Origin of the sequence: Ornithobacterium rhinotracheale DSM 15997 (assembly GCF_000265465.1) — a bacterium.
GTDB classification, from domain to species: Bacteria; Bacteroidota; Bacteroidia; order Flavobacteriales; family Weeksellaceae; genus Ornithobacterium; species Ornithobacterium rhinotracheale.
In genome coordinates this window covers 1,194,277-1,206,153 of sequence record NC_018016.1, presented here as the reverse complement: position 1 = coordinate 1,206,153, position 11,877 = coordinate 1,194,277, and the positions used below count along the sequence as shown (strand labels likewise).

At 35.6% G+C, this 11,877-nt stretch carries 16 protein-coding genes and 1 pseudogene; 12 read left to right on the top strand and 5 right to left on the bottom strand.

Annotated features, from left to right (window positions below):
* Positions 1-52: 52 nt before the first annotated feature.
* Together ORNRH_RS05640 and ORNRH_RS05635 are read left to right on the top strand one after the other, a co-directional pair.
* Complete coding sequence (locus ORNRH_RS05640) at positions 53-892, top strand: DNA methyltransferase (RefSeq protein ID WP_014790922.1); 840 nt, start codon at positions 53-55, stop codon at positions 890-892.
* Between the two features lie 3 nt (positions 893-895).
* A complete protein-coding gene (locus tag ORNRH_RS05635) occupies positions 896-1,531 on the top strand; it encodes a thymidylate synthase (RefSeq protein ID WP_014790921.1) in 636 nt (211 codons plus the stop codon).
* Positions 1,532-1,646: 115 nt separating this feature from the next.
* Here the strand turns inward: ORNRH_RS05635 and ORNRH_RS05630 are convergent.
* The 5 genes and pseudogenes from ORNRH_RS05630 to fbaA all read right to left on the bottom strand — a co-directional run.
* Positions 1,647-1,859: pseudogene (locus tag ORNRH_RS05630) on the bottom strand (TolC family protein); the annotation flags it as partial.
* Positions 1,860-1,883: 24 nt separating this feature from the next.
* On the bottom strand, positions 1,884-2,495 hold the full coding sequence (locus ORNRH_RS05625) for a TetR/AcrR family transcriptional regulator (RefSeq protein WP_036601201.1): 612 nt from the start codon (positions 2,493-2,495) through the stop codon (positions 1,884-1,886).
* Between the two features lie 254 nt (positions 2,496-2,749).
* A complete protein-coding gene (accD, locus tag ORNRH_RS05620) occupies positions 2,750-3,595 on the bottom strand; it encodes an acetyl-CoA carboxylase, carboxyltransferase subunit beta (protein ID WP_014790918.1) in 846 nt (281 codons plus the stop codon).
* Positions 3,596-3,695: 100 nt separating this feature from the next.
* On the bottom strand, positions 3,696-4,235 hold the full coding sequence (locus ORNRH_RS05615; RefSeq protein WP_014790917.1) for a hypothetical protein: 540 nt from the start codon (positions 4,233-4,235) through the stop codon (positions 3,696-3,698).
* Positions 4,236-4,472: 237 nt separating this feature from the next.
* The gene (gene fbaA / locus ORNRH_RS05610) at positions 4,473-5,543 is read right to left on the bottom strand and encodes a class II fructose-bisphosphate aldolase (RefSeq protein ID WP_014790916.1); all 1,071 of its coding nucleotides are present in this window, start codon (positions 5,541-5,543) and stop codon (positions 4,473-4,475) included.
* 134 nt (positions 5,544-5,677) lie between these two features.
* Between fbaA and ORNRH_RS05605 the strand changes: the two genes are divergently transcribed.
* The 10 genes from ORNRH_RS05605 to ORNRH_RS12405 all read left to right on the top strand — a co-directional run bounded on the left by ORNRH_RS05605 (position 5,678) and on the right by ORNRH_RS12405 (position 11,868).
* Complete coding sequence (locus ORNRH_RS05605) at positions 5,678-5,923, top strand: hypothetical protein (RefSeq protein ID WP_014790218.1); 246 nt, start codon at positions 5,678-5,680, stop codon at positions 5,921-5,923.
* Between the two features lie 58 nt (positions 5,924-5,981).
* Positions 5,982-7,145, top strand: coding sequence for a rolling circle replication-associated protein (locus tag ORNRH_RS12145; RefSeq protein ID WP_014790829.1), 1,164 nt, complete (start codon positions 5,982-5,984; stop codon positions 7,143-7,145).
* Positions 7,146-7,385: 240 nt separating this feature from the next.
* Complete coding sequence (locus ORNRH_RS05595) at positions 7,386-8,036, top strand: hypothetical protein (protein WP_014790221.1); 651 nt, start codon at positions 7,386-7,388, stop codon at positions 8,034-8,036.
* A 7-nt stretch (positions 8,037-8,043) separates the two neighbouring features.
* Positions 8,044-8,811 (top strand): hypothetical protein, encoded by a 768-nt coding sequence (locus tag ORNRH_RS05590; protein WP_014790262.1) that lies wholly within the window; start codon positions 8,044-8,046, stop codon positions 8,809-8,811.
* 20 nt (positions 8,812-8,831) lie between these two features.
* Positions 8,832-8,996: a hypothetical protein gene (locus ORNRH_RS12320; RefSeq protein ID WP_014790223.1), complete on the top strand. Its 165-nt coding sequence runs from the start codon at positions 8,832-8,834 to the stop codon at positions 8,994-8,996.
* Positions 8,997-9,019: 23 nt separating this feature from the next.
* Complete coding sequence (locus ORNRH_RS05585; protein WP_014790224.1) at positions 9,020-9,439, top strand: hypothetical protein; 420 nt, start codon at positions 9,020-9,022, stop codon at positions 9,437-9,439.
* 3 nt (positions 9,440-9,442) lie between these two features.
* Entirely contained in the window at positions 9,443-9,646 is a 204-nt protein-coding gene (locus ORNRH_RS05580; protein WP_014790225.1) for a hypothetical protein, read from the top strand.
* Between the two features lie 115 nt (positions 9,647-9,761).
* Positions 9,762-10,235 (top strand): hypothetical protein, encoded by a 474-nt coding sequence (locus ORNRH_RS05575; RefSeq protein ID WP_014790226.1) that lies wholly within the window; start codon positions 9,762-9,764, stop codon positions 10,233-10,235.
* Complete coding sequence (locus ORNRH_RS11585; RefSeq protein ID WP_014790227.1) at positions 10,225-11,127, top strand: hypothetical protein; 903 nt, start codon at positions 10,225-10,227, stop codon at positions 11,125-11,127. The genes ORNRH_RS05575 and ORNRH_RS11585 overlap by 11 nt, the downstream gene beginning before the upstream one ends.
* Before the next feature lie 3 nt (positions 11,128-11,130).
* On the top strand, positions 11,131-11,868 hold the full coding sequence (locus ORNRH_RS12405; protein ID WP_014790264.1) for a hypothetical protein: 738 nt from the start codon (positions 11,131-11,133) through the stop codon (positions 11,866-11,868).
* Positions 11,869-11,877: the final 9 nt, after the last annotated feature.

The window sequence follows — 11,877 nt, the reverse complement described above, 5'->3', positions numbered from 1 at the left end:
GTGCTTTGTTGAGTCGGATGGCAAAGATAATAACAATTAAAAAATAAACAATATGAAACGAAAACAATTTAAAAGTGCGCCCTTACCATTTCAAGGGCAAAAGAGAAATTTTGTAAAACATTTTAAAGAGGCTTTAAAAGGCTTTCCGAGTAATGCCATTTATGTGGATTTGTTCGGTGGTTCTGGCTTGCTTAGCCACACCGTGAAGTGTGTACACCCAGAGGCTAAGGTAGTTTATAACGATTTTGATAACTTTCAAAAACGTTTAAAAGCCATTCCAGAAACGAATAAAATTTTAGAGGAATTGAGGGCTTTAAACCTTAAAACACCAAGAGGTAAGATAATTCAAGGAGAAGAAAAAGAGAAAGTGCTAGAAGTGCTGAAAAGAGCCGATAAGCGCGGTTTTGTGGATTGGATTACGCTTTCTGGAAGTTTAAAATTTTCAATGAATTATGGGCTCAAACTTGAAGATTTTACTAATGACACTCTATATAACACTATCCGAAAAACCAATTTTGACGAGGCAAGCGATTACCTCGCAGGCATTGAAGTGGTAAGCGAGGATTACCGCCATTTGTTCCAGAAGTATAAAGATTTGGACAATGTGGTATTCTTGGCTGATCCGCCTTATTTAAGTACCGATACCGCCACTTATGCCAACGATAAGTATTGGAAACTCACAGATTATCTGGAAGTATTGGAAACCTTGCAAGGTTCTAACTTCTTTTATTTTACCAGCAATAAAAGTCAAGTGGTGGAGCTTTGCCAGTGGCTTGGAACTCGTACGAACGAGAGTTTAAATCCTTTTAAAGACGCGACTTGTACGGCGATGACCAATTGCCCTACGCATAAAACTTCGTATCAAGACATAATGTATCACTATAAAAAATAAAGGATGAATAAATATCATAAAACACTAGAAAAAATCCTCAGAAAAGGAAAAACGCAACGAAATAAAAAAGGCGAAATTCGTTATTTGTTAGATGAACAATTGAAACTCAAGCCAGCTGATTTGCTTGAAATTTTTGAGGGGCACGGCATCGCCAGAATGAAGCTCAAAAATGAATTAGAACTTTTCCAAAAAGGCGAAAGGCTAACGGAAAAATACCGAGAAAAAGGCATTAACTGGTGGGATTATTGCAGACCGATACTGGTAAACTCTTATCCAACTTATTTTGAGCGTTTGCCGCGCTTAATTGAGCAAATTAATAGAGAAAAGCGGAGCAGCAAGAATTATGTGCTATTTCTTGGCGAAACAGGCGCAGAGAGCAATCAGCAACCTTGCCTTTCGTTGGTGCAATTCCAGATAGATAAAGGCAAGTTAGTGGTCTCGGCTTACCAGCGTTCAAGTGATGCGAATTTAGGTTTACCCGCCGATATTTATCACTTGTATTTGATTAGCCGTCAAATTGATTTACCGTTGAAGTCTATCACACTCAATATTGGCAATGTCCATATTTACGAGAACAATTTGGAGAAAACCAAGAGTCTACTAAAAGGTGATAAAGTGAAATTTGAGCTAAATGTGTAATAAAAAAGCCCTCAATTGTGAGGGCTTTTGTCTATCTTTGCTGTGTCTGCATCCGACTAAAAAATGTACATTTCGTTTTAAATTTGTGTACATTTCGTTTTGCGGATTATACTTCCTGCAACAGAGGATTGTAAGTAAGCCCACCCGAAACGGAAACATTAGGCAACGCATTGGCGCGCACTTCCTTGATTTTATACTCACTTTTTTCGATTTCCAAGGCAGCTTTTTCCGCCTCGCTCTTGTTTTCCAGCGCATAATTTATCGCCTCTTTCAAGGTGAGCGTCTTTTGCTGCTGTGCACCCAGCCACACACTTGCCGTAGCACACATTAATATTAATAACTTTTTCATATCTTATTTTTCTGGATTAATTATTTTTTCGAGCACTGCAACACCCTTTGGAGTCGCCATGATTCTGAGTACATACTCCATGTGTTTTTTCTCTACTTCTTTAAAATCAAATTTATGTTCTGGGTAAATCTCCTCGCCCCATTTGTTTTGAGTAATCCCCCAAAAGAAATAGAACATAAATTGCATATCAATCTCTGGGCGATAGAGCCCCTCGGCAATTCCCTGCTGAATGTTTCGATACAAGTACTTTTTCATTCGCTCCATTACATTTATGTCTAGCGACTGACGAATTTTGGGATAATATTTTTGCAATTCCCAATTCAACTTTCTTGAATTCAACACGCCAAAAACTTTCTCGACTTGACTGATGGTCGCATAAATCTGCTCAATGGCATTGTATCGTTTATCAAAACTGTTTTCGATTTCCCTATCAATGTCCTTTTGCAAACTCCCCACCACTTCCTCTACCAATTTACTTTTGGAATCGTAGATTTCGTAAAGTATTTTTTTCGAAACGCTCAGCTGATTTGCCACCTCGTCCATCGTAATGGTCTTATAACCAAACTGACAGAACAATTCCTTGGCTTTATTCAGCACTTTCTCTTTCATTTCCATTTTTTAATTTCACCGCAAATTTAAAACCAAAAAAACTTTACAAACAAAAAAAGTTTCCAAAGTTTTTATCATTAAAAAATAAAAAATATTTATCACTTCTAATTTTCAGTCATTTACAAATTAAAAACACATTCAACCAAACAGAATAAACCTTAAAAACAATGAATGTTTATTTCTTTTATAAAAAAACATGACACAAAAAATCCGCAACAAGTGCATGCTGCGGATTTAAAAAATATGATTTTTAAGCTATTTTATTTTTCCATCATTAAATCTAAGAGTTGGGTAAGTCGTGTTTTCAAACTTTGTCTATGAACGATTAAATCCACAAAGCCTTTTTCGAGTAAAAATTCCGAAGTCTGAAATCCTTCTGGCAAATCTTTACCAATCGTTTCTTTGATTACACGCGGACCTGCAAAACCAATCAACGCACCTGGCTCTGCGATAGTTACATCTCCCATCATACCAAACGAAGCCGTGATTCCACCAAAGGTAGGATCCGTTAAAATCGTAATATAAGGTAATTTGGCTTCTGAAAGTTGCACAAGCTTCGCCTCCACTTTTGCCATCTGCATCAACGAGTGCGCTGCCTCCATCATACGCGCCCCGCCCGATTTACAAATCAATACGAAAGCGGTGTTATTTTTAATAGCGTAATCAATAGCACGCACGATTTTCTCACCCATTACTGAACCAAGCGAACCGCCAATGAACACAAAATCCATGGCACTCACTACCACTTTTCGCCCATTGATGTCGCCATAAGCCGTACGAAGCGAATCGGTGAGCCCTGTTTTCTTGCGAGTAGATTTTACTCTATCGGTGTATTTTTGGGTATCTTCCCACCCAAGCGGGTCTTTGCTTGAGAGATTTTTATCTAATTCTTTGAATTTTTTATCATCGAATAAGATCTCAAAATATTGTTGCGAACCTATACGCACATGGAAGTCGTCCTCGGGGCTCACATAATCGTTACGCTCCAATTCCTCGGTTTCGATTACTTTCCCTGTGGGTGTTTTGTACCACAAGCCTTTTGGTGTGTCTTTTTTCTCCTCGGTAGTGGTTTGTATATTTTTCTTTGTTCGTCTGAACCAAGCCATAATTTATAATCTTTACAAATGATTGGGTAAAGCTACAAATTTTTTATCAAATATAAAAAAAGCCCCCTCATTTCAAGAGAAGGCTAATATTTAATTTTCATTAATCCTTTATAGTGGTGCAAATTTCCACTCTAGACTTTGAACGATGAATCTCAATTTCATCTCCCACATTAATTTTTTTTGCTAGCTCTTTAAGCTCTTTTTCCACACATCCTTGACTCATACAAGTAGTTACAAGTTTTTGTCCATCGGCACAGCCCCAACTGGACTCAGACGTAGTGCCACCTTTTGCAGCGCGAGACGAAATTGTTTTTTCTCCTGTCTTAAAATCAACGAAATTAAGGTTTTTCCCATCATAAACCACCTTATATGAAACCGCATCAACATAATCATCATCTTTCATGGATTCACTAAGCTCAGTATCTGCCTCAAGCAAATATTTCTGAATATCCTCGCTTGCTTTTTCTGTGCGAATTGATATACTAAAATCTTTTTGAAGAGTTATATTTTCAGCAAACCCCTTAAAGGCTCCCTCTAAGTCAAAATCTGGCTCTTTCTGCTCAGAACCAGAAAAGCACCCAACGGCTACCAAAAGCACAGTAGCCATTAAAAACAACTTTTTTAAATAATTTATCGCCATAATTCAATAATTTTATTTATTTCTACTCTATTTTTTTAAAGTCGCTTTTCAAATTCCCCGACTATACAATCAATTAAGTGACATAATATTACGAATTTAAAACATCACACTTAAAAAAATTAACTACAAAAACCTAGTTATTAGCTATCTTTAACAAAATAGCGTATGAAAAATAAAAAAACCCCGAATTTCTGAGAAATTCGGGGTTTTTATTTTTAAAACTACTTATTTAAAGGGTTACCCTAAAGTGTTCACGTTGTTTAAGTCTTCGAAAGCTTGTTTCAATCTTGCTATGAAAGTTTTTTCTCCTTCTCTCAACCAAACGCGTGGATCGTATTTTTTCTTGTTTGGTGAATCTGGACCTTCTGGGTTACCGATTTGAGATTGAAGATATGCTTCGTTCTTTTTGAAGTAATCTCTGATTCCAGTCATGAAAGCATATTGCTGATCGGTATCGATGTTCATTTTCACTACACCATATCCGATTGCTTCTCTAATGTCTTTCAAGTCTGATCCTGAACCTCCGTGGAATACGAAATCTACTGGTTTTTCACCAGTGTGTCTTTCTTTTTCGATGAATTTTTGAGACTTTTCTAGGATTTTGGGAGTTAATTTTACATTACCTGGCTTGTACACTCCGTGAACATTACCAAACGCTGCCGCGATAGTAAAACGATCTGAAACTTCTTTTAAACGATCGTAAGCATACAACACTTCTTCTGGCTGAGTGTATAATTTAGAATCATCTACATCTGTATTGTCTACGCCATCTTCTTCTCCCCCGGTGATTCCTAACTCAATTTCTAAAGTCATTCCCATTTTAGCCATACGCTTAAATCTTTCTACAGAAAGGTCTAAGTTTTCTTCTAGTGGCTCCTCAGAGAAATCTAGCATGTGAGAGCTAAATAATGGCTTTCCTGTTTCTTTAAAGTGCTTTTCACTTTCTTCGATAAGCCCATCTACCCAAGGAAGTAATTTTTTAGCACAGTGGTCTGTATGCAAAATCACAGTTGCACCATAAGCTTCTGCCAATTGGTGAACATGTTTTGCACCTGCTACTGCACCTAAGATTGCTGCGCGTTGATTTTCGTTTGACAATCCTTTACCTGCGTTAAAAATTGCCCCTCCGTTAGAGAATTGGATAATCACAGGTGAGTTAAGATCTGCTGCTGTTTCCATCACAGCATTTATAGTATCAGAGCCAATAACATTTACCGCTGGTAAAGCGTATCCGTTCTTTTTGGCATCGGCAAAGATTTCTTGTACTAGGTCTCCAGTGGCTACACCGGCAGGAAATTTTCTACTCATAATTTTATGTGTTAATGATTATTCTACAAATATAATTATTAATCCACGATTTATTTAAACTTTTGGATATGATTTTACACATGGCACATTCAAAACACAAATGCAACGCTTAAATAATTTAAAACTAAAAGCGTATGCAAAGAGAAGAAATCAGACCTTTTTTGGTAGTACAGAAGTTTGTACCCATTCCCGTAAATCATTTAGAACCTAAGCAGTACATATATGAATATGGTATTGTAGTACAGGTGTTGAAACAAGAAAATAATATTGAGGTATTATTTTCTGGTCGTTCGTGGATAACTTTTAAACCTAAGGATATTTTATATCATCGTGTGGCTGTGAAAAAAGAAGAAACCGATTTTTTTATAGAAAGCCGATAGGCTTTTGAGTGGGCTCGTCTCAAGTATCGGTAAAATCTAACGGCAAAAATCCCTGTAAATGCGACAATATCAAGAGGTTAATAATTATTATTTGTGTGAAAAGGTTCAGCTTAGACCTACTAGCCTATTGCATTATAGTTATGTGATGGATTTACGAAATTATGAAGTAGGCCATACTCCTACTTTACGCCAAAATCTAAACAAGGAAAAAACAGAATTAGATGAGTTAAACGCACTAGATGATATTTCAGAGTTTGGTTCAATTGTTAAATATGCTGAAAAGTGTGTTGAGTTGTATAAGGAGAAACAACAAGAAGTGTATAATGAGAAAGGGCATGTTTTAAAGGATTTAGGAACGCTCTCGGATACTCAAGTAAGGAATATAAAGAAGTATGCTATTTTATTTGCTGACGCAACGAAATCAAACAAGGACAAATATTTATCTTTTGTAACCTTGACCTTGCCCAGTGCCCAAAAGCACCATGATAGAGTGTTGCGTAAAATACTTGCTAAGTATCTTGACCATTTAAAAAAGGTCTATGGTTTAAAAAATTATCTCTGGAAAGCGGAGACGCAGAAGAATGGAAATATTCATTTTCATGTTTTGATTGATACGCAAATCCCTCGTGAGGATATTCAGCGCATATGGAACCAGTATATAAATAAATATGGTTATGTTGATAGATATTCTGAAAAGATGAACCGCTTAACGGCTAAAGAATATATGGCTAAGTATTCAAAAAATTATAAATCAGAAAAAGACTGCATACTAGCTTACCAGCGTAATAAAAAAATGGGTTGGAGCAATCCCCCAAGTACTAAAATTGAAACGCCAAAGAGTAAACGAAATATAGTTGCGTATGTGGTGAAATATCTATTAAAGCAAGAAGAAAATAAACGCCCAGTAATTGGTGCGGTGTGGGGCGCATCAAATAAGGTAAAAAAACTCAATTATTTAAATTTTGAAGTTAGCAGTTATTTAGAGGAGTTAAACCACTTGCGGGGAAAATTGGAGTATGTGCCTACTGCTATTCAATTTGTAGAGTTGTATAAAGGTAAAGTATATCAGATGATCCGCAAGGGATATAAAAAATTAAACGAGCATTTAAAAATTTATAATAAAGCCATAAGACAGTTATTAGATACCGATTTGAGTATAAATTTAGACCAGTTAATCCAATTAATTTATGAAAAACAATACACAGAACTTGCAAATAATTAGTGCTAAGGAGCTAGCTAATTATTTAGGCGTAAGCTATTCCACTGCACGCATGATAAAAAAAGATATTTTAAGCCACTATAAAAAGAAATATCTAACGCTAAAGCTCGTAAAAAAATATTTTGATGATTAGTGTCAAAAATTGGTATAAATCGCTTAAAAGTGGTAAAAATCGCTAGATTTTAAAAAGTGCTTTTGCATGCTTAATATCTTTGTTTCAGAAATTTAAAATAAGATATAAAAATGAGAGTAACATTAGCAAAAGCAACCGAGGTGCTGGAAGTTAAGGAAAGTGCAGCGGGTTTGATTTTAAAAGGTAATTCAAGTACCGATTTCGGACAGGTGCAAATTGAGTCTTACCTAGTAGATGAAACCTTTACTAAAAAGGTTTTGGTGCCAAAGATGAGCGTTAAGCTATTTACAGAATTGTTGGGCGTTCATTTTGTTAAATTGCAAACAACAATTGGTAGCGACAAAGTAGCGGTAATTCCTTTTTCTAAATCTGGAAGTTTGCCATTAGGTGACAAAACTTACATTGAGTTCCATGTATCGGGTGGACAAGCACAGAATGTAACTGCAGAAACATTTGAGGCTATTGGAAGTGCAGAGCCTATTTATGTGCAACAAGTGAAGCTTGACCAAAATATATCTGTAAAGGATGTTGATGTATTAGCATTTGATTATTTGGTAGCTGAAAAGACACCAAATGAATTGCAAGTTATCAATGCACAGGGCAAAACAAGGATTTCGCAACTACAACTTGATTATGCAAAAAATGCAAGGATTGATGAGTTATCGAAATTACCTGCATTGGATTTAACAGGCTTATACACCTTAGCAGTGTATAAAAATGTAGGAGAAGAATTTACATTCTATTTGTTAGACGCAAAATAATATTGAAATGATTGGAGCAGTAACAGCGGTAAGTAGTTTAATTGGAAGTGTGGGGGGCGGTAACGCCTCCGGCTCCTCTCTTGGTCAATTTGGAGGAAAGATAGTAGGCGGTGTATTAAGTAAGATAACTGGGGGGTTAGATAGCGTTTTGGCAAACGGCTTTGATTTGCATTGTTGGGGCTCGAGCTGGTCGCCTAGTAGAGCGATGAAAGAAGGAACCACAATCGTTGAATGGATTATTGAACAATCTGGGTTTACTAAGGTAGCCAGTGCTGACAATTTTAATAAGGCGTTACTTTATTTAAAAGTTTGTGCAAGTGGTTTTCCATGGGGAAAAGATTGTACGCGTAAAGGTACCGAGGCACTAGCTGCAATGATAACAGAGGCATATGGTAGAATGCTGAAAGAGTATCAGACAAGATTTACTTATGTTGGTGATAAGGAATATCCAAAAGGAACTGATGTAAACTTAAATTTCCCATTCCGTGACACTTCAAGAGGGGATGCCGTGAGTAAGGAAGTTTTGCGCGTGCCATTCTTTAGAGAAAAAACAGATGCTGAAAGACAAGCAGATAGCCAAGCAGGTTCATCGGATTACAGACCTAGTAAGGATCAAACACTTAAAACAGGAATGCCTACAGAAGGTGCGTATCCTGCGGTAACAGACGGGGAGGTATATGGAAAAGCTACTGGACATGTTGGGCGAAATGACAATAACATTTTGTATTTATTACTAGGAGGGGCATTGATTTATTTATTAACAAAGAAAAAATAACATTTAAAAACAAAATAAAGATGAAAGAATTAATAACAAAAGTTGATAGTTTTTTACTAAAGCCATTAAGTGGTAATGGTGCAGGGACAAGTATTGCGACCTTTTTGGTTTTAGGATTGGGAGCAGTGATTTTATCCGTGTACATGGGCTGGATTAAAATCAAAGGAAAAAGAAGAGGCTGGTAATTATTAACTAAAAAAGTATAGAAATGGCGTATAATAATGGATATAGTAATGGTTGGGGTGGAAATCCCAACCCTAATTTTAACCGAGGTTATGACCGAGGTTATAATAATCAGAGACAACCTAAAAAACATTCTGGGGCTAAAGCTGGACAATCCAAGAATGGAAGGTTTTATGTTACGGCTTGGAATTATTCAAAGCAAAGAGGTATGATAACTGTTAAAGCATTTGAAAACTCTAAGAGTGTGCGTTCAGAGTCTCCAAACACTGGAAATAGATTTATAACTATGATGTTTGAGGCTTTCTATAAAAAGACTGGCGCAAAGGTTTTAGAAATAGCAAGTTTCAATGTGAATACTGGAAAAGTGTATTTGCAAAAGCTGGGAATGGTAATTTCAACTAAAGCACCTAATGGTGGATATTTCGGACAAATTAAAACTAGATAAGTTATGTTTAAACAATTGAAAGGATTATTTAAATCATTGCCGTTGTTATTGAAGTATGTACAATGTGCAAAAATATGTTTGCATCATGCGCACGAGGCAAAAAAAGAGATAGATACACTCTTTGATGATGTGGAGGGTAACGAGCCAGAGTACTTGAATGAAGAAGAACTTGCGGGTGTTCCTACGGATAAGGAACATATGTGGTAAAATATTGAGAGATGACAAGTAAATTAATTACAAGTGTTTTAATTGCAGTGGTTTACATTGGAATGATTATGTTATCAGATGTGTTGAAGGACCACATTAAAGATAGTTTTAAAGGATGAAGTTTTTAAGTGATTTGATGAAGAATAGTAAGCTATTGGCGTTATCGCTGATAGCTTTTATAATATTTTTGTTAGTTCGTAGATTTAATAGAGTTGTAACTGTTGTTAAACAAAAAATGGAGGATGCAAAGCCTTTGGTTTTAAAGGAAAAAACTACAGAACAGTTTGTGAAGACAAATTTTAGATTTTGGTCTGAAATGTTTAAAATGTTTTTTTCGGTTGGATCCTTTGACCCTTATTATGTTACACATGGTGTAAGAACGTTTAAAACTCCATTGGAATATGGGATAGAGTTGGGGAAAAGTATTGTTCCAATTAAGACAAAACCAAAGTTAAACAATCAACCTAAGAGCTCCGCACCAAGTCCAAAGTTAAATAATCAACCTAAGATACCCGCACCAAAACCAAAGCTTCACCCAGAGTGGCAAAAGGTTTTGGATAAATTTAATAAATCGTTATATGGGCAATAAGAGAAGAAATAAAAGAAGAGATAAAAAAATGACATATTTAAAAGCAATTGCCCTGCTAGCTGGAAGTTGGTGGGCTTATAAAATATCAAAACCAAAGTCTAAAGTTGAGTTTGGAGAATTGGAACTAGTGGGCGTTGATATTCCAAATACAGAGAGTGAGACTAAAAGTGTTTTATCTATGCTTTTAGTACCTAATGGATTGAGATTTGCCAAAGGATATAATTCATATGCTGATTGGGGTTATACTTTGTTTGATATATTAATAAATCAAATTAAAAGTGGTGATTTGTTGATAAATCAAGCATCTTATATAATGGCTACAGCATATCATGAAATGGGTCAATTTAGTTTATTGCGTGAGCGTTATAATGATAAAATTTCTGTTTTGAAGAAAACGCTTAAAGGGGATAAATTAAGGGAGTTTAACGAGTTTTTGAAGATTGCAGATACATTTGGTGTTAGTGCTGAAAAGGCTGTGTACATGGAGTGGAAGTATGGCGTACAATCTTGGTGTTATAATCCAGCTAGTAGAAGAAAGAATTTAAGTAATAAATATAAAGGTGATGGAGCTCGTTTTTTTGGTCGTGGATATTGCCAGTGGACTGGTAGGCATTTATATACTAAGTTTAAAGAGTTTTCTGGTGTAGATGTTTTGTCAAATCCAGATTTAATAGTAAATGATAAGCGTTTAAATGCTTTAATGACCATAAAAATGATGATGGCTGATAAACCTAATAATTTAACGGGTGTTTCTTTAAAGCTTTATTGTAATGAAAATAAAACAGATTATTACAATGCAAGAAGGGTTGTTAATTCTACAGATAGAGCAAAAGATATAGCCTCTTATGCTCAAAAGTTTGAAAATGTTTTTAATTCTTATTTAAAAAAATAGGTTATGACACAGCGAGAAAAAAGAAAAATTAAGTTTTGGTTATTCATCTTTTTAATAATCTATCTATTATTTAGATTGACCAAAAAGACGAGTATAAAGGAGAAAGTAAGCACAGGAGATAATTCCTTGTTGCCACTGGATACAAATAAATTCAAGGAACCTGTGAGTTTGCCCAAAGTAGAAAAACCAAAGTTTGATAAGGTTTTTGCAAAAGGCGGTTCTGCAGTGAGAAATGAAAAAGCATTTAGTCAAAAAGTTGATGATATGATGCAATCAGAAAAACAGAAGGGAAAAATACCAGTAAAAAGTGATGTGGTTAAAAAACTGCAGGAGGAGCAGGCAAATGATTTTTGTTCTGAATGTGAGGAAGAAAAGAGAAGGGAGCAGGAAGAAAGAAAGCGTAAAGAACAAGAAGAAATTAGAAAGAAGTTGCTTGAGAAGAAAAATAATTGCAACCAAATAAGTGAAGTTCCTGTAAAATTTCATTATGATTGTGAGGAGCCCGAGAAAGTTAAAATAACTGGCATGGGTGGACTTGCTCTATTTAGAATGCCATCAACTGGGCATTGCAGGGTATTAAATTTATATGGTGAAACTACACGTGTAATTCAGAGTTATAATGATGGGGAAAAAGAATATCTTGTTGAGCATGGGCATTATATAGATTTGTTGGGATATGTAAAGGCGCAGGTTTCAAATATTCAGCTTGATAGTAATGGGGGTTTTGAACAATTGAGTTAAACAAAAAAT